This is a genomic window from Desulfocurvus sp. DL1XJH-121, from assembly GCF_054819825.1.
Map to the genome: position 1 here is coordinate 94,732 of NZ_JBTVWW010000001.1, position 15,815 is coordinate 110,546.

The window sequence follows — 15,815 nt, forward strand, 5'->3', positions numbered from 1 at the left end:
AAAAACGGGATAAACCAGTCGGACTCGAATACCCGTCAGCCTCCCGCCAACACCCCGCAAGGACATGCCCCGCGGATTTCGCATCCGCCGGTGATGTCCGCGTCCCGAATGATTGACCTTGCCCGACACTTGGTACTAAGTTGTATAGTAAGAGCAACCTATACGCAGGACCCGCCATGAAGAAGACGGACGCCCCCGGACAGGGCAGGAAAACACACGCCCCCGGGCTGGAGCTCGAGATCGCCAACGCGCTGTCCAATTTATACAAACCCCTCCTCTCACAACTCTCCGACATCCAGACCGTCGCGGACCTACTGCTCGATGAGGCGAAAAAACTGACCTCGAGCAGGGACGGATACGTGGGGACCATCGACCCGGAAACCGGAACCCTGGTGGTGCATACGCTGACCCGCATGATGAGCGGGAACTGCCGCATCGAACGCACAGAGAGCAAGTCGTTCCGATTCGAACCGCTGCAGGACGGAAAATTCGGCGGACTCTATGGGCATTCGCTCAACACGCGGACGGCACACTTCACCAACGAGCCGTCCAGGCACAAGGCGTCCAGGAGTGCCCCCAAAGGCCACGGCACGATCCGCAACTTCCTGGCCGCGCCCGTCGTGCTCGGCGACGCGCTCGTGGGCCAGATAGCCCTCGCCAACAAGGACGGCGAATTCGACGAAAGCGATCTCGCGAAGATCGAACACCTCGGCAACTTTTTCGCCCTGGCCATACAACGGCACAAATCCGAGGAGCGGACACGGGAATACGCGGCGCTCCTGGCCGCCGTGCTGTCCGGCATCAAAGTCGGGTTCATCGTCATCGAAAACAGATCGAACCGGATCATCCAGACCAACGACGTGTTCAGGAGCCTGATCGGGCTTCCCGAGGCCGCCATCATTGGCGGCCAGCGGGACGACATCGTCGCCCTGCACGCCTTGGACACGGGCAAGGTCCGCCCGAAGGGCACGCTACACCTCGAAGTCACGCTGGAGACGAAGTCCAAAGGCAAGATACCGGTCGTCCACTCGGCGTTTCCGATCATCCTGAACGGAAAGAAGCACACCATCGAGACGTTCTACAACATCACCGAGCGAAAAATGCTGGAAAGCCAGCTCCTCCAGGCCCAGAAGCTCGAATCCATAGGCCAGCTCGCGGCGGGCATCGCCCACGAGATCAACACGCCCTGCCAATACGTGGAGAACAACACCCGCTTCCTCAAGACGGCCTTCGACGACATGACCGACGTCATGGCCGTCTACGAACGGTTCAGAACGCTCGTCGAAAACGGCGGGGACTACCGCGCCACTCTGGACGGCCTGGACGCGAAGATCAGGAGCCTGGACCTCGACGATCTGCTCCAGGACATACAGGAGGCCATCTCCGACACCCTCGACGGCATAGAGCGCATCTCGACCATCGTGAAATCAGTGAAGCAGTTCGCCCACCCTGGGCAGGAGAAGAAGGAACAGGTCAACATCAACACCGTCATCGGGAACGCCGTGACCGTCTCGACCAACGAGTGGAAATACCACTGCGAGGTGCAAACGAACCTCGCCGAGAACCTGCCCACGGTGAACGCCGTGCTCTCCCAGGTCAACCAGGTGATGCTCAACATCATCATCAACGCCGCGCACGCCATCGAAAGCAAGGTGGCCCGCCGCATCTTCGACAAGGGGACCATCTCCATCACCACCACCGAAGAGAACGGAATGGTCGCCATCACGGTGCAGGACAACGGCATCGGCATCCCCAGAGACATCCAGAGCAGCATCTTCAACCCGTTCTTCACCACCAAGCCGCCCGGCAAGGGCACCGGCCAGGGCCTGGCAATCGCCCACACGGCCATCGTCGACAACCACAAGGGAAAGCTCACCTTCTCCTCCATGGAGGGCCAGGGCAGCACCTTCAGGATCGAACTACCCCTGGACACCGAAGGAGCCGCCGATGTCTAGAAGGCGCATCCTGTTCATCGACGACGAGCCCCTGATTCTGCGCGGGCTGCGGCGCTCCCTGCGCCCCAAGGCGGAAGAATGGGACATGATCTTCACCGACAACGGCGTGGCGGCCCTGGAGGCGATGAGGCAGGCTCCGGTGGACATCATCGTCTCCGACATCGTGATGCCGGAGATGAACGGCCTGGAATTGATGAACAAGGTCAAGGACCTGTACCCCGACACCATACGCATCGCCATGACGGGGCATTCGAGCGCGGATGTGGCCTCCCTGTCCGCGCTGACGGTCCACAGGTTCCTGAACAAGCCATGCAAGGCGGAGGAACTGATTGAAACCCTGGAAGACAGCATAATCGGCCGCAATTCCATGCAATGCGACTCGATCCGCAAGGTCGTTTCCAGGATCGACCGGCTCTGCTCCGTGCCGACCATCGTGGCCCGGTTGAATGAGGAGCTGTCCAGGCAGGAGGTGGACATCAACGCCGTGGCCGCCATCGTAGCGAAGGACGTCTCCATGTCCGCGAAAATCCTGCAGCTGGTCAACTCGCCGTTCTTCGGATTCGCGCGGCACATAGACAGCCCCAACCAGGCGGTGACGCTCCTTGGCCTGAACGTAGTCCGGTCCCTGGTCCTGTGCCTGCATCTCTTCGCCGGCTTCAACAAGGACAAGACCCCGGACTTCAATTTGGCCTTCCTCTTCGACCACAGCGTACGCGTATCGGTCCTGGCAAAGCGGATCGCCCGGGCCATCGGATGCACCAAGGAGGAGGCCGACCACGCCTTCATCAGCGGCCTGCTGCACGACATCGGCAAGATCATCATCGCAACCCACCTCCCAGACAGCTTCAACGAATCCATCGCCATGGTAAAGCGGGAAAAGACGCTGCTCTGGCAGGCGGAGCGGAAGGTCTGCGGGTGCAGCCACGACGACATCGGCGGCTATCTCATGCGCCTCTGGGGCCTGCCCAGTGAAGAGGTCCTGGCCATAACGCACCATCATATTCCCAGCGCGGCGGGCATGAACAGCAGCCCCCTCATGGCCGTGCATGTGGCAAACATCTTCGACCACCGGCTCGTCGTGTTCAGCAAGCGCGATACGGCCCCCCTGATCGATGGCGACTACACGAGGAGATACCTGGTCAGCCCATCCATAGAAGAACTCTGGACCCTGACCCTGGAATCAGCCGACCGGAAGGACAACAATGCATAGCATCCTCATCGTCGACGACGACAAGAAGCTCCTCTCCTCCTTCCAGCGCGTCCTCTGCCGCCGCTTCACGGCGCAGACCGCCTGCAACGGCAAGGAGGCCTTGGCCCTGCTCGCCGGAGGCGACGAATTCTCCGTCGTCATCTCCGACTACAAGATGCCGGAAATGAACGGTCTCGAATTCCTGGCCAAGGCCCGGGACGCGGCCCCCGACATGGTCCGCATCATGCTCACGGGGTATGCGGACCTGGACCTGGCCCTGAAGGCCGTGAACGAGTCGGGCATCTTCCGCCTGCTGACCAAGCCCTGCAATCCCAAGGACCTGGCCCTGGCGCTCAAGGACGCCATCCGGTACCACGAGGCCCTGGTGGCCGAGGCGCAGTTGCTGGACCAGACCCTGCGCTCCAGCGTAGGCCTTCTGGCCGACGTCATTTCCCTGGTCCGGCCGGACATCTTCAGCCGAACGTCCCGCATGCTGCCCACCGTGCACTTTCTCGCCCGGTGCCTGGCCCAGGCCGGGGACTGGGAAATCGAGACCGCCGCCCATCTCTCCATGCTCGGCTTCGTCACCCTGCCGGACTCGATCGTGGCCAAGGTCCTCGCGGGCAAGCCGCTGGCCCCCGTGGAGACGCCGCTGTTCGAGGACCATCCCACCTTCGCGGCCCAGTTCATCAGCCGGGTGCCCCGCATGGGGCACGTCGCCCGCATCGTCTCCTACCAACTCAAGAACTACGACGGAACGGGCCCCCCGGCGGACGGCGTGTCCGGCGAGGACATCCCCCTGGGCGCCCGTATCATCCGCGTGGCGGCGGACTACGACGCGGCCCTGTGCTCCGGCGCGGCCAAGGGCGACGCCCTGACCCTTCTGCTCAAACGCGAGGGCCGCTACGACCAGAAAGTGCTCGACGCCCTGGCCGACCTCATCGGCGAGGAAGGCTGCTACGCCCTACGGAAATACCACCTGCTCGGCCTGCAGCCGGGCATGGTGCTGGCCGCCGACCTCGTGGCGAAGCACCACAGGAAAAAAATCCTGGCCAAGGGCCAGGTCATCACGGAGATGCTCATCGAGTACCTCCTGCGCTACTCCAAGCGCGACGAGATCCAGGAACCCATCCAGGTCATCGAGCCGCTGACCTGCACCCTGTAGCAACAGTCCCGCAAGAGCAAGGCATGCCCGAAAGAATCCTATTCGTCGACGACGACACGAAGATACTGACGTCCATCCGGCGCATGCTGGGCAGGAAATACGACATCGTCACGGCCACCAGCGCCAAGGAAGGCCTCTCCCTCATCGCCACTGCCCCTCCCTTCGCCCTGGTCATCTCCGATATCCGCATGGCGGGCATGGACGGGCTGAAATTCCTGGCCATGCTCAGGAAGAATGATCCACAAAGAATCCTCATGGTCCTGACAGGATACGCGGACCTGGAGAACGCCCTCTCAGCGGTGAACAACGGTCACGTCTTCCGCATCCTGTCCAAGCCCATCACCCAGCAAGACCTGGAAAAGGCCATCGACGACGGTCTCCGGCAGCGGCGGCTGCTTCTCGACCAGCAGGAGATCGTCTTCCTTCGGCGGCTCAAGGATGCCATGGAAGGCATCATCACGGGATTCGGAATCCTCGTCGAGGCCCGGGACCCCTACACAGCCGGGCACCAGCGCAACGTAACCGGCCTGGCCGTGGCCATCGCAGAAACCATGGGCATGAGCCACGACCACATCCAAGGCCTGCGCCTGGCCGCCGGGGTGCACGACATCGGCAAGCTCTACGTGCCTGCGGAATTCCTCAACCGACCCGGCAGGCTGACGCCGGAGGAACTGGCCATCATCAAGGCCCACCCCAACGTGGGCTACTCCATCCTTTCTCCCGTGGAGTTCCCCTGGCCCATCGCGGAGATGGTCCGCCAGCACCACGAGCGCCTGGACGGCGGCGGCTATCCCCTGGGGCTCTCGGGGGACGACATCCTGCCTGAATCCAGAATTCTCGCCGTGGCCGACGTGGTTGACGCCATCAATTCGCACCGCCCCTATCGCCCTGGCAAGGGCATAAACGCCGCCATGGCGGAGATCCGCACGGGCTCGGGCATCATCTACGACCGGGACGCGGTGCGCGCCTGCATCAAGGTCTTCGAGGAGGACAGATTCACCCTCGCCGTCACCGAGGGCAGCCCGCCCTATTGCGACTGGCTCTGCTCCGGCCTCAATCCACCTCCCTAGCCACAGCAGGCCTCCGTGCACGCCCGGGCGTAACGCAGCCCGGCAGCGCGTCAGCTTTGGGAGCTGAATGCCGAAGATTCAGACCCTTTTGCCCCGACCAATGAGATCAAAGGCTTGCGCGTAACCCGCGCAAGCCTTTTTGGTGTCGTGCAATGGCAAGTGCAATGCCGATTCGCTTCACGCCTTGCGCGCGGCCACCAGCAGCCCGGAGGGGCCGGCCTTGGCGGTCCGCGTTTCGGCGAATCCGGCGTCCGCGAGGAGCCCGGCCAGCCATTGGCCGTGGATGTGGTGGGTCTTGTAGCCCGCCATGCGGGTCACGAACTCCACCACCGTGGAATGCCGGGGGGACGCGTTCCCCTCGGGGTCCAGGTGCTGGGCCACGAACCAGCCACCGGGCCTGAGGGCGGCGAGGATGTCCGCCAGCCGCTCGGGGATCGTGTCGATGAAGGCGTAGAGCACGTGGGAGGCCAGCACGAGGTCGTAGGCACCTGGCGGCATTGCCCTGGCGCGCAGGTCGTGGGCCGTGGCCTTGAGGCGGCCCGCATAGCCCCGCGCGTCGATGCGCTCCGCAATGCCCGGCACGACCCCGGGGAGATCCAGGATCTCGCCGCTCAAGTCCGGATTCAGGTCCAGGAGCCCCATGGAGAATTCCCCGTGGTTGCCCCCGATGTCGGCCATGGTCCGCAGGCCCGCGAACCCCGGCAGCTCCGAGGCGAAACGCACCGTGTCCTGCAGGGTGCCGTCGCGCGCGTCCTGGGCCGTGCCCTCCATGGTATCGCCGCCGCCCCAGCCGTCATCCACCTCCTCGCGCATCCGCACGTCGCCGCGCAAAAGCCCCATGAAGTCCTTTTCCACGGCGTCGTTGAAGCCCACGTGCAGCCTCAGGGACTTGCCCTGGAAAAACGGCGAGGCGCGGACCAGGTATTCCGAGGCCATGGGCGTGTTGGCGTAGGCGTCCCCCCGGCGCTCCAGCACGCCGCTGGCCACCAGCACCTCCAGAAGCGCCTCCAGGCGCGCCTCGTCCACTCCGTGCGCCCGGGCGGCTTCCCCGGCGGACAGCCCGCCCGCCTGCTCCAGGCTGTCGAACAGCCCCATTTCCAGGGACCGCAGCAGCGCGAAAAACGCCATGCGCTGCATCATCATCGTCTTAACCGGGCTGAAATCGCTTTGCGGCTTGTCCATGGCGCACCTCCTCGGCCTGGGCCGTGTGTTCATCCTCAATTCGCAGATATGATTGTGACTTTCATTTTCACGACATTTAGCCAAGGCGTCCGTCCCTGTCAACTCCACGGGCCCGACGACGACGATCCGGCCGCCCGCGCCCGGCCGAAAACGACAGGGGCCCGCGGCTAGCTGCCGCAGGCCCCTTGTAGCCATGCACCCCGTCCGCCCTACGGCATCCAGTCGATGATGCCCTGGGCCGGGTTGCGGCGCTTCCAGTCCCGGAACCCGGCGAGGTCCCGCACGCCGTCGCGCAGCACGGCTTGGTAGATTTCGATGCCCATGGCCTTCTCGGCCTCGGGAAGGCCGTGCTTGATGCCCAGGATGGCCAGCCTGGTCTCGGGCGTGAGCCTGGTCATGACGCCCTCGGCCACGCGCTCGAAATAGCCCGCGTACTGCGAATCAGCCAGGATGTGGATCATGTCCAGCCGCCAGGTGTCGCCCTCCGGCTCCTCGTACCAGGCGTGCCACTCCAGGCAGCGGTCCTCGGCGTCCAGGAGGTTGACGTATTCCACGCGCCGGATGCGGGGATTCTTGGCCAGGCGGGCGATGGCGGCGAAGCTGTCCTCCATGGAAAAGGGCTCCGAGTAGACGTGCATGTCGATGTCCAGGTTGCTTATCAAGAGCCCCATGCGCAGCGAGCCCACCAGTTCGGCCCGGATGCCGAAACAGGCCCAGATGTCCACTATCCCGGTGTCGTCCAGGACGCGGCGCGCGCGCCGCTGGTTGCGTTCGGCCAAAGCGATGATGTCGTCGGGCATGCGGTTTCTCCTGCTTGGCTGCCTGCCGGTGGGCTATGGGAAAATTGCGTCCGCCGGAATCCACGGGAACAAGGGCATAGCCGACCGGGCGACCGAAGGCAAACCCATCAGCCCCGCCCCATGAACCACGGAACCCGGGAACGGAGCACGCGCTCCGCCCCCGGGCCCTGGAGGTCGCATGAGCCGGAGTCTAGTTCCGGCGTTTCACTTCTTTCAGATAGTTGTAGACCGTGTAGCGGGTCACGCCCATGATGGCGGCGATGGCCTCGGCGGCCCCGCGGAACTTGAACACGTCGTTCAGGTACAGGTCGCGCAACAGATCGATGCGCTCGGCCCTGTTCATGGCCGTGGGGTGCTTGCCCATGCGCGACGAACACTCCAGCACCAGGGATTCCACCACCTCGTCCACGGTCTCGGCGAAGGTTTCCTGCCGGGTCTCCACCAGGGGCTCCTCGTTCTGGGTGAACTCTTCCAGAGCGGCCTTGGCGGACAGGAAATCGGTGATGTCCTGGTTGATGCAGTAGCAGGCCATGATCCTGCCGTCGTCGTCGCGCACGAAGACCGTGGCGCATTTGAGAATGCGCCCGGTCTTGGTCACCGTGCGGTAGTTGAGCAGGTCCGGCGACTCGTCCCCGTGCTCCTTGAGCATGGTGTAGGCGAGGTCCGTGATGGGCGCACCGGGCTTGCGCCCGGTGACTTTGCCCGCCACGTAGACCAGGGAATGGGCCATGTCCTCGAGGTCGTGGATCACCACCTCGCAGTTGCGGCCGTATGCGCTGACCGTGGTGTCGGCCAGGTTCATGAGCAATTCTATGATGCGTTGCTTGTCCAACATGCTTCCCCCATCCTCGCTCGCAAGGCTCAGCCGGCCTTGGGCCGGGCCTGCATGAGGTCCACTATGACGTTGTCCAGACCGCAGAAGCCCTTCTGGCTGATCTCAGCCAGGGAGCTGACCGTGGTCTTGAGGTCCGTGTCCACCACTCCCTGGGCGTCCTGGATGCCGCTGCCGTCCAGCACCAGCTGGGCGGCGTTCCAGGCCTCGGCCGCCGCCGTGGAGACCTTCAGGCCGCAGGAGCCCTTGGCCCCGTCGCAGAGCATGCCCATAAGGGATGAAATCAAGGTCGAGGAGGCCCGCTCGGCCTCGCCGGGGGTGCCTCCCATGAGGCGCACCAGCCCGGCCGCCGCTCCCGCGCCCGCGGCCACGGAGCAGCCGCAGATGGGGGTCAGGCGGCCGGTGTAGGCCTTGATGTAGCCCGTGACCAGGTGGGACAGGGCCAGGGCCTCGGCCACCTCGCGACCGGACTTGCCCTCGGCCTCGGCCACCACCGCGATGGGCAGGATGGCCGTGAGCCCGTGGTTGCCGGAGCCGCCGCTGCTCATCACGGCCATTTCCGCCCCGGACATGCGCACGTCCGCCGCGGCAGAGGCCGTGGCGCGCACGCGGCAGGTCAGGTCATCGCCGCAGGACTGGTCCAGAGTGGTCTTGCCCACGCCCAGGCCGACCTTGTGGCGCAGGCCCTCTGCGGCCACGCCCGTGTTGACCTTCACGCCCTCGTACATGAAGGCCACCAGCTCGTCGTCGATGGCCGAGGCGCAGTCCCAGAGCTCCTGCATGCCCATGGCCTTGAGCTCCTCCACGTACCCGGGGCCTCCGGCGTCGCCGCCTCCCGTGGCCGCCGGGGGCGCGACCACTTCCGCGCCGTCCACGACGACGCTCCAAACCTGGTCGTGACGGCCCTTGACCACGGCGGTCACGTTGTGATCCTGGCTCTTGAGGGTGACCTCGGTGTGCACGCCAGGGACCTCCTTCATGACCTCCACGGTCTGGCGGCCGTCCGCCATGAAGGCCAGGGCCTTGTCCACGTCGTCCGGGGTCACGTTCTTGAGGACCATGAGGCCCAGGGCCGGGTCCCCGGCCATGGCGCCCAGGGCCGCGGCCAGCTCGTTGCCGCGGCGGCCGCCCGTGCCCGGAATGCCCACGTCGCGCCCATTCTTGTAGATATTCACGGACATGGCCAGATGCATGGACTCCAGCTCGCCCGTGAGGTGAGAGGCGGCCACGGCCGCGCAGAATGCCACACTCACGGGCTCGGTACAACCCAGGGCCGGCTTGACTTCACTGTGAAAAAATTCGTGCAGATCCATTATATAATCCTGATGGTTCAGTGGTTTAGCTCGGGCCAGCCTAGTTGGCGAACGCCCCGGGCATGAAGTGCTTGGGAATGAACATGAACAGGTCGGGCCAGACGATGCCGGCCACGATGATGCCCAGGGCCAAGAGGAACATGGGCATGATGGCCAAGAACGCCCGTGGCGCGGAGATGCCTCCCAGCTCCGAGGCGATGAGCAGGCAGATGCCGTAGGGCGGCGTAACCATGCCCAGCGCCAGGGTCAGGTTGACGATGAGCCCCAGATGCACGGGCTCCAGGTTCGCGGCCTGGCCCAGGGACTGGATGATGGGCATGAAGATGACCACCGTGGCCACCGGCGACAGGAAGGTCCCCAGGAGCAGCATGGCCAGGACCACCATGCCGAACACCCCGTAGTAGGAGTTGGTCACGGACAGGATCCAGTCGGAGATCTGCGCCGGCGCGTCCAGGTAGGCGATGAGCCAGCCCAGGATGCCCGCCCCGGCCACGCAGATCATGGGCATGGCCGCGTGCACGCAGGACTCGCTGAACAGCGCGGGCAGCTTGCGGATGGGGGTCTCGCGGTAGACCACGAGCATCAGCACCAGGCCCAGGAAGGCGGCGATGGCCGCGGCCTCAGTGGCCGTGTAGATGCCGAAGGTGATGCCGCCGAGGATGATCAGGGGCAGCATGAGCGGCGGAATGGCCGTGAAGGTGATCACGAAGCGCTGGCCCCAGGGCATGGGCTTCTCCACGGGCGCGCCGTGCTTGCGCGACCACAGCCAGCAGTAGAACATCTGGGACAGGCCGATGAGCACGCCCGGCACGATACCCGAGAGGAACAGCGCGCCGATGGATATCTGGCCCAGTGCGCCGTAGAGCACCATCATGATGCTCGGCGGAATGATCACGCCCAGGGTGGACGAGGCCGCGGTGATGGCCACGGAAAAAGGCATGGCGAACCCGGCCTTGTGCATGGTGGGGATCATGATGGAGCCCACGCCCGCCGTGTCCGACGCGCCCGAGCCCGAGAGCCCGGCGAAGAGCATGCTGACCAGCACGTTGACGTGGCCCAAGCCGCCCCGGATGTGGCCCACCCAGGCGTTGGACACGTTCACCAGCCGGTCCGTGACCCCGCCCACGTTCATGACCTGGCCGAGCAGCATGAAGAACGGCACGGCCAGAAGCGGGAAGGAGTTGATGCTGGCGTACATGTTGTTGGCCACGGACGTCAGCGGCATGTCCATGTGCAGCATGACCAGCACGGACGAAAGGATCATGGCGAAGGCGATGGGCACTCGCACGAAGACCAGCCCGAAGAAACTGATCAGAAGCAGTTGGATATCACTCATCGCAGGTGCCCTCCTCCACGGTGCGCGCGTCGCAGGCGCAGCCCGCGCGCACGTCGTTGATCTTTTTCCAGAGGACCTCCACGCCGAACAGGACCATGGCCGAGGCGGACACGGGGATGGAGGCGAAGGTCCAGGCCATGCTGATGGGCACGGAATTGCCGCGCCGGTTCAGACCGAGCATGCTGAAATCGTAGCCCGTCTTGATGAGCACGAAGAAGATGAACAGGCACACGCCCATGGCCACGAGATCCAGACCGCCCACGAATTTGGAACAGGACGCGGGCAGGAAATCCACCACGTAGTGGCGCCCCTCCCGCACGGCCACGGCCGAGCCCAGCATCACGCCCCACACGAAACAGAGCAGCGAAAGTTCCGAGGTCCAGGGCAGATTGAAATGAATGTAGTTGCGGGTCACGACCTGGATGAACACGCACAAGGCAAACACGGCCAGCAGTACGCCGCACAAGGTGTGCATGACCTTGTACAGGCGGTCATTGACTGCGGTCAGAATGGACAGCACGGTTGCACCTCCGGAACCTCGGATGCGGTGTTGGAATGTGACCGGGCCCGCCCGGAGGCGGGCCCGGAGGGTTCGCTACATGGAGCGGATGATATCAAGGATCTCTTTGCCGTGGGGCTTGTCGGAGGCCAGTTCGTCCTGCAGGGGACGGTAGAGCTTGAGGAAGGACTCCTTGTCCACCTCGTTGACCTTCACGCCATGCTTCTCGGCCATGGTCTTGATCTTGGCGTTGTCGCCCTCCTCGGCCAGTTCGGTGATCTTCACGCAGGCCTCGGCGGCGACCTCGGCGACCAGCTTCTGGAACTTCTCGGGCAGGCGCTTCCAGGAGACTTCGCTCATGGACAGGTGGGAGACCATGAACTGATGGCCGGTGAGGGACATGTAGGGAGCCACCTCGTAGTAGCGGCTGCCGTAGTAGCCGGACACGGAGCTGTCAAAGCAGTTCACGACGCCGGTCTGCACGGCGGAGTAGATCTCCTTCCAGGGCAGGGGGCTGGGGATGGCGCCGGTGGCGCCCCATATCTTGGTCAGAAGCGGGTTGGAGGGAACGCGCATCTTCATGCCCTGCATATCGGCGGGGGTCACGATGGGACGCAGATTGTTGGACACGTTGCGCAGGCCGCCGCCGGTGAGGCCGAGCAGCTTCAGGCCCAGCTTATGCTCCGCGTAGAGGCCCTGGTACATCTTGACCATGGGGCTGTCGGCGGCGGTGGCCTTCTTGAACGCGTCGTAGTCCTTGAACAGATAGGGGATGGACAGCAGAGCGTACTCGGGCACGAAGGAGCTCACGGCGGTCACGCCGCCCACGACCATATCGACGGTGCCCATGCGCATCTCATCGATGGTGGTCTGGTCGGAGCCAAGCACGGAGCTGTGGCTGATGGTCATCTTGACTTCGCCGTTCGAGCGCTTGTCCAGCTCCTGGGCCATGAACTCCATGCCGCTGATCCAGGGGTGGACCGGCGAGACCACGGTGGCCACGCGCAGCTTGTAGGTTTTGGCCATGGCCGGGGCGGCCGCGCAGACCACCACCAGCGCCAGCAGGGCGACTAACAGGTTCCTGATCCTCATTTGATTCCTCCTCGCGATAGGGAAACGGGTTAGAGGTGTTCCAACGCCAGGCGAGCCGCAAAATAGTTCGCCTCGGGGGTTGCGGGATCCGCGACGCATCCGGGGCCGATCATCAGGCCCTTGCGGCCGGCCGCCACCACGGCTTCGGTCACATGCTTCTGGATAGTGTCACTGTCTTCCACGTGCAGCACATCGCGCTCGTTGATTCCGCCGAGCAGGCACTTGTCCGTGAGCTTGCGGGCCTCGGGCATTTCCGGGCCGCCCCAGCGGTCGTGCCAGTTGATGCAGTTGCCGGGATATTGGGCCACGCGCTCGAAGCGCACGGGGTCGCCATGGATGTGGATGACGTTGAACCAGGTCTTGTCGGCGAAGGCCTCGAACAGGCGCAGGTCGTAGGCCGCGGCGAACTCCTCGAAGGCCTCGTCGGAGAGCTCGGTCTTCACCGCATTCTGGGTGGCGAAGAAGAAGCCGCTGACCCCGGCCGCGATGTTCTCCTCGATGAAGCTCACCGAGGTGCGGGTGATGGCGTCCAGGGCCTTGTGCAGCAGCTCGGGGCAGTTCTTCATGTCGTCGAAGATACGCTCGCCGGCGAACTTGCGGGCCGTGGTCAGGGGGCTGAAGATGGTCTGGATGAAGGGGATCTCGTCGCCGACCAGACGGCGCACGTGCTTGGCCAGGGTGACCTGGCTGCCGTAGGCGCCGTAGGTGCCGGGCAGCTCTTGGACGGAGTTCCAGTCCTCGGGCTTGTCGATGCAGAACCGGTCCACCACGGGCGGCTGGCCCTTCTTGGAAAAGACGTTGATGCGCGGGCCGAAGTCCTGGGCGCTGTACAGGCCGAAGGGCATCAGCTTGATGAAGTCGTAGTCGAACTTGCGCGCGGCGCGGACCTGCTCCTCGGCCAGGCTGCGGGGGTCCTGATCGAGATGGGAGTAGTGCAACCAGATGCTGCAGGGCACCCGATCCACGTCCTCCAGGGCCAGGGCCGCACGGACGCGTTCGTTTCTGGTCATTGCCGGCATGTGAGCCTCCTTAGGATGGGCAGCTGTTGGCATGGAAACGCGGGAATCACACCGCCGCCGTGGCGCGCCCGCCATATCGTTACTGTTGAATAATTCAACAAAATTTATTTGAATCCGTCAACAAAAATTTTACGCTTTACAATCATGTCATAAGATTTATTAATTTTGTAAAATTTCAAGTGTTTATATATAGATTAAAAAATTTACAAAAACCAGAAAAACCCTCTTTTCAACTTTCCTTCCACAAACAAAGGGCTCCCGCCCCTGGGCCGCAACCCTTTTCGCCCCTTGCGCAGAGAGAACCCCTTGCGGCCATCCGCCACGCGCGCATGAGCGCGTACCGGCGAACCTACGGGAGCCATGGTGCGCACCTCCCTCCCGCAGAGAAAAACCGGCCCACTCTCGTAAGGCCCTTTCATCATCCCTTCGGACAGAAATGCGGCCGCGCACCGCACAATGGGGCGCCATGGAAATGCCTACTGCCGCAGGCTGATATTGCAACGCAGAGAACAGGACTCGGAGCAATTCATTTTTTACTAATTCGTGCTTTACTGAATATTATTTTTCCTCGCATAAAGCCGCTTTTGAATAAAATTATTGCTTTCCGTTGGAAATAAAGGATGCAAAAGAACCATATTATAAGGATATTAAAACACAAGACCGCTCTCTGGAAGGATCAACACATGGCCGACGTGGAGGGGTACCGCGAAGAGCCCGGCAACCTCGGGAACCAGCGGGAACTGCTGCCCATCCTCGGCCGGATGAACGGAACCGGCACGAACATGACGGCCACCAGACAGAGGTTTCAGCGCCTAACGTCGAAGCTCCTTGCACAGGTCGGCCTGGAGCCTCTGAAAAAGACCGTACAGGAGATGGACGGCAAGGCCCAGGTCTGCGTGGACATCGTAATCCGCCATCTCTTCGAGCGCACTGTCTGCATGGACCGGGTGGACACGGGCTGCTCCATCCTGGAGTCGCCGGACAGCTATGTGGAATGCATCATCAAACCCGCGCCCGAAGCCCAGAAGCAGGACCTCCTCGCGGTCCTGGACCCGGACCGCCTGGTGCGCGCCCTGACCCAGTCGAAAAACTGAATTCGGCGAGGGGCCGCCGCACTTTTCTTTTGACGAAGCCAACGGGCGCGATTTATTGCGTTGTCTGCGACAAGCAATCTTTTTTCGCGCCGCCCGGCGTGCGAGGTCCCGGACATATGCGCCCCCATGCCCCGCTCCTTTCCCTTCTCTCTCCGGTCGCGTGCGCGGCGCTTGTCTGCGCCTGCCTCCTGGCCGGGTGCGGCGACGACGCCAACGGCAAGCAGACCAAGGCCAAAGGCCCCATCCCGGTGCGCGTGGCCCACGCCGGCACCAAGGATTTTCCCCTGGACGTGCGCGCCGTGGGCACGGTGCAGCCCCTGGCCTCGGTGACCGTGACCCCGCGCGTGGGGGGCATGATCACCCGCCAGCACGTGGCCGACGGCCAGGTGCTGGCCCAGGGCGACCCCCTGTTCGAGATCGACCGGCGGCCCCTGCAGGCCTCCCTGCGCGAGGCCAAGGCCCGCTTGGCGCGCGACCTGGCCTCCCTGGGCCAGGCCGAGCGCGACATGCGCCGCTACGCCGGTCTGGCCAAGAAGGACGCCGTGAGCCGGGACCAGTACGAGCAGGCCCTCACCGACGCCGACGCCCTGCGCGCCACCGTGGAGATGGACCGCGCAGCCGTGGACCAGGCCGCCCTGCGGCTGGACTTCAGCGACGTGCGCGCGCCCATCGGCGGCCAGGCCGGGCGGGTGCTCATCCAGCGCGGGGCCGTGGTCCAGGCCGACGACTCCCGGCCGCTGTTGGTCATCAACCAGATCAGCCCCATCGCCGCGGACTTCTCCGTGCCCGAGAAGCGGCTCCCGGCCATCCAGGCCCGCATGCGCGCCGGGGCCATGGATGTCCTGGCCGCGCCCGAGGGCGACACGGGAGAGCCCGTGCGCGGACGGCTCACGGCCCTGGACAACGCCGTGGACAAATCCACGGGCACCATCACCCTGCGCGCCACCTTCGAGAACGCGGACAAGCGCCTCTGGCCCGGCCAGTTCGTGCGCGTGCTGCTGCGCCTGGACACCATCAGGAACGCCGTGGTGGTGCCCTCCCCGGCCGTGCGCGTGGGCCGCGACGGGCCCTTCGTGTACACCGTGGGGCGGGACTCCAGGGTGGCCCTGACCCCGGTGGCCACGGGCCCGGACGTGGACGGTGAAACCGTCGTCGCCTCGGGCCTCGCCGGAGGCGAGACCGTGGTGGTGGAGGGGCATTTGCGCCTCAAGCCCGGCTCGGCCGTGAAGCCCGTGAGCGACACCGCGCCCCAGGCCGGAAACTAGGGGA

14 protein-coding genes are annotated in these 15,815 nt (G+C 64.3%); 6 read left to right on the forward strand and 8 right to left on the reverse strand.

The genetic code is table 11. From position 1 onward, the window contains the following. Positions 1-176 precede the first annotated feature (176 nt). The 4 genes from ACYYG1_RS00460 to ACYYG1_RS00475 are packed head-to-tail and all read left to right on the forward strand — an operon-like array spanning position 177 to position 5,379. Positions 177-1,955, forward strand: a complete 1,779-nt coding sequence (locus ACYYG1_RS00460) for an ATP-binding protein (protein ID WP_461208293.1) — start codon at positions 177-179, stop codon at positions 1,953-1,955. Further along, positions 1,948-3,165, forward strand: coding sequence for an HDOD domain-containing protein (locus ACYYG1_RS00465; protein ID WP_461208294.1), 1,218 nt, complete (start codon positions 1,948-1,950; stop codon positions 3,163-3,165). Before ACYYG1_RS00460 ends, ACYYG1_RS00465 begins: the two co-directional genes overlap by 8 nt. Continuing rightward, complete coding sequence (locus ACYYG1_RS00470) at positions 3,158-4,309, forward strand: HD domain-containing phosphohydrolase (protein WP_461208295.1); 1,152 nt, start codon at positions 3,158-3,160, stop codon at positions 4,307-4,309. Before ACYYG1_RS00465 ends, ACYYG1_RS00470 begins: the two co-directional genes overlap by 8 nt. 23 nt (positions 4,310-4,332) lie before the next feature. Continuing rightward, complete coding sequence (locus tag ACYYG1_RS00475; RefSeq protein WP_461208296.1) at positions 4,333-5,379, forward strand: HD-GYP domain-containing protein; 1,047 nt, start codon at positions 4,333-4,335, stop codon at positions 5,377-5,379. A gap of 177 nt (positions 5,380-5,556) precedes the next feature. Here the strand turns inward: ACYYG1_RS00475 and ACYYG1_RS00480 are convergent, their stop codons facing one another. The 8 genes from ACYYG1_RS00480 to ACYYG1_RS00515 all read right to left on the reverse strand — a co-directional run bounded on the left by ACYYG1_RS00480 (position 5,557) and on the right by ACYYG1_RS00515 (position 13,443). Next, on the reverse strand, positions 5,557-6,561 hold the full coding sequence (locus ACYYG1_RS00480; protein WP_461208297.1) for a methyltransferase family protein: 1,005 nt from the start codon (positions 6,559-6,561) through the stop codon (positions 5,557-5,559). 209 nt (positions 6,562-6,770) lie between these two features. Further along, a complete protein-coding gene (locus tag ACYYG1_RS00485) occupies positions 6,771-7,361 on the reverse strand; it encodes a hypothetical protein (RefSeq protein WP_461208298.1) in 591 nt (196 codons plus the stop codon). 190 nt (positions 7,362-7,551) lie between these two features. Then, a complete protein-coding gene (locus ACYYG1_RS00490; RefSeq protein WP_461208299.1) occupies positions 7,552-8,196 on the reverse strand; it encodes a helix-turn-helix transcriptional regulator in 645 nt (214 codons plus the stop codon). Positions 8,197-8,222: 26 nt separating this feature from the next. Continuing rightward, positions 8,223-9,506 (reverse strand): L-cysteine desulfidase family protein, encoded by a 1,284-nt coding sequence (locus ACYYG1_RS00495; RefSeq protein ID WP_461208300.1) that lies wholly within the window; start codon positions 9,504-9,506, stop codon positions 8,223-8,225. 40 nt (positions 9,507-9,546) lie between these two features. Next, positions 9,547-10,842, reverse strand: a complete 1,296-nt coding sequence (locus tag ACYYG1_RS00500) for a TRAP transporter large permease (RefSeq protein ID WP_461208301.1) — start codon at positions 10,840-10,842, stop codon at positions 9,547-9,549. Then, on the reverse strand, positions 10,835-11,362 hold the full coding sequence (locus ACYYG1_RS00505) for a TRAP transporter small permease (RefSeq protein WP_461208302.1): 528 nt from the start codon (positions 11,360-11,362) through the stop codon (positions 10,835-10,837). Before ACYYG1_RS00505 ends, ACYYG1_RS00500 begins: the two co-directional genes overlap by 8 nt. A 75-nt stretch (positions 11,363-11,437) precedes the next feature. Beyond that, positions 11,438-12,433 (reverse strand): TRAP transporter substrate-binding protein, encoded by a 996-nt coding sequence (locus ACYYG1_RS00510; RefSeq protein ID WP_461208303.1) that lies wholly within the window; start codon positions 12,431-12,433, stop codon positions 11,438-11,440. A 29-nt stretch (positions 12,434-12,462) separates the two neighbouring features. Beyond that, a complete protein-coding gene (locus tag ACYYG1_RS00515; RefSeq protein ID WP_461208304.1) occupies positions 12,463-13,443 on the reverse strand; it encodes a uroporphyrinogen decarboxylase family protein in 981 nt (326 codons plus the stop codon). Positions 13,444-14,135: 692 nt separating this feature from the next. Between ACYYG1_RS00515 and ACYYG1_RS00520 the strand changes: the two genes are divergently transcribed. Beyond that, a complete protein-coding gene (locus ACYYG1_RS00520) occupies positions 14,136-14,546 on the forward strand; it encodes a hypothetical protein (RefSeq protein WP_461208305.1) in 411 nt (136 codons plus the stop codon). A 116-nt stretch (positions 14,547-14,662) separates the two neighbouring features. Next, positions 14,663-15,811 carry an efflux RND transporter periplasmic adaptor subunit gene (locus ACYYG1_RS00525; RefSeq protein ID WP_461208306.1) on the forward strand — a complete coding sequence of 383 codons (1,149 nt, stop codon included), beginning with the start codon at positions 14,663-14,665 and terminating at the stop codon, positions 15,809-15,811. Positions 15,812-15,815 lie beyond the last annotated feature (4 nt).

Coding starts and splice junctions, on each gene's coding strand:
- ACYYG1_RS00460 (WP_461208293.1), top strand. CDS start 177: ATGAAGAAGACGGACGCCCCCGGACAGGGCAGGAAAACACACGCCCCC.
- ACYYG1_RS00465 (WP_461208294.1), top strand. CDS start 1,948: ATGTCTAGAAGGCGCATCCTGTTCATCGACGACGAGCCCCTGATTCTG.
- ACYYG1_RS00470 (WP_461208295.1), top strand. CDS start 3,158: ATGCATAGCATCCTCATCGTCGACGACGACAAGAAGCTCCTCTCCTCC.
- ACYYG1_RS00475 (WP_461208296.1), top strand. CDS start 4,333: ATGCCCGAAAGAATCCTATTCGTCGACGACGACACGAAGATACTGACG.
- ACYYG1_RS00480 (WP_461208297.1), bottom strand. CDS start 6,561: ATGGACAAGCCGCAAAGCGATTTCAGCCCGGTTAAGACGATGATGATG.
- ACYYG1_RS00485 (WP_461208298.1), bottom strand. CDS start 7,361: ATGCCCGACGACATCATCGCTTTGGCCGAACGCAACCAGCGGCGCGCG.
- ACYYG1_RS00490 (WP_461208299.1), bottom strand. CDS start 8,196: ATGTTGGACAAGCAACGCATCATAGAATTGCTCATGAACCTGGCCGAC.
- ACYYG1_RS00495 (WP_461208300.1), bottom strand. CDS start 9,506: ATGGATCTGCACGAATTTTTTCACAGTGAAGTCAAGCCGGCCCTGGGT.
- ACYYG1_RS00500 (WP_461208301.1), bottom strand. CDS start 10,842: ATGAGTGATATCCAACTGCTTCTGATCAGTTTCTTCGGGCTGGTCTTC.
- ACYYG1_RS00510 (WP_461208303.1), bottom strand. CDS start 12,433: ATGAGGATCAGGAACCTGTTAGTCGCCCTGCTGGCGCTGGTGGTGGTC.
- ACYYG1_RS00515 (WP_461208304.1), bottom strand. CDS start 13,443: ATGACCAGAAACGAACGCGTCCGTGCGGCCCTGGCCCTGGAGGACGTG.
- ACYYG1_RS00520 (WP_461208305.1), top strand. CDS start 14,136: ATGGCCGACGTGGAGGGGTACCGCGAAGAGCCCGGCAACCTCGGGAAC.
- ACYYG1_RS00525 (WP_461208306.1), top strand. CDS start 14,663: ATGCGCCCCCATGCCCCGCTCCTTTCCCTTCTCTCTCCGGTCGCGTGC.